We start from the raw sequence: 1141 nt of genomic DNA, 5'->3' as shown, positions 1-1141 counted from the left end.
CCCACTGAAACGGTTTACGGCTTAGCCGCAGATGCCACCAATCCAAGACGCTGTGAAAAGATAWTTGCCGCGAAAGGAAGACCTGCCGATCACCTTTGATTGTGCATATTGGCCGCGTGGAGCAACTGACCGATTGGCGATCGACATTCCTGAAGAAGCGTATACTTTGGCACAAGCCTACTGGCCAGGCCCCGATTACCTTGCTGTTGAAAAAGCGCCTCATGTGACGCCTGTGGTTACGGGTGGCTTAGAGACATCGGCATTCGATGCTGCGCATGACGTATTGCGACTCTATTGCAATCTTCCGGAATGGCAGTTGCTGCGCCTTCAGCGAACCCGTACAAAAAACTGAGCCCGACTTCAGCCAAGCACGTCATGAATTCACTCGGTGGCAAAATTGCGGCCGTATTAGATGGAGGGGATTGTGCTCACGGGCTTGAGTCGACGATTGTCGATCTGACTGAAAACCTTTCCGTATTTACGTACCGGCCCAGTGACCGCTGCGCAACTCTCTACCACGTTGGGCGAGGAAGTGAGCTCTCCGGTTAGCCATAATGTTGCAGTACCCGGTAATGTCACTAGCCACTACCAGCCCAATACCCGCGTTCGTTTGGTTCAAGCTAGCGATCTGGCACTGGTTGGGGTACAAGAAGATCGCCTACCTTCACTACACGCCGTTTACTGCGCAAGAGAATATTGAAGCCAGACAGATGCCCTCTTCAGTAGCCGAATACTCGCATGACTTATATCGCACACTCGATGAAGCGGACAAATTGGGGCTGTGAGGAAATTTGGGATAGAAAGACCACCGGTAACCGAAAGCTGGTTTGCCGTTCATGAATCGACTCAATCGAGCACAATCAAAGCTCTGATTAAAGAGAATAACTAGAAACCCAGCTGCTTTGCTGGGTTTCTTTATGTCTATTTCCCCACTTTTTCAGCCGTTGGTTCTGCTTTTTAAGCATTAGGATCATCATGTTCCAAATGCTTTAGGTACATGATGATCTAAATACTTCTTAAGCTGTACACATCCCCATTGCTAATTCACCGCTCGACAACTGAACGGTTTTGTAAAATCCACGCAAGAACCCATCAGCACGCTTGATTCGCGCCATAGACAGGCGTATTAACATCTCTTTAT

1 pseudogene is annotated in these 1141 nt (G+C 49.1%); it reads left to right on the top strand.

From position 1 onward, the window contains the following. A pseudogene (locus tag CIK04_RS35690) lies at positions 1 to 872 on the top strand (L-threonylcarbamoyladenylate synthase); the annotation flags it as partial. Between the last annotated feature and the right edge of the window lie 269 nt (positions 873 to 1141).

It is taken from the genome of Vibrio sp. 03_296 (genome assembly GCF_002265885.1).
This window is presented reverse-complemented; position numbering and strand designations above follow the sequence as displayed.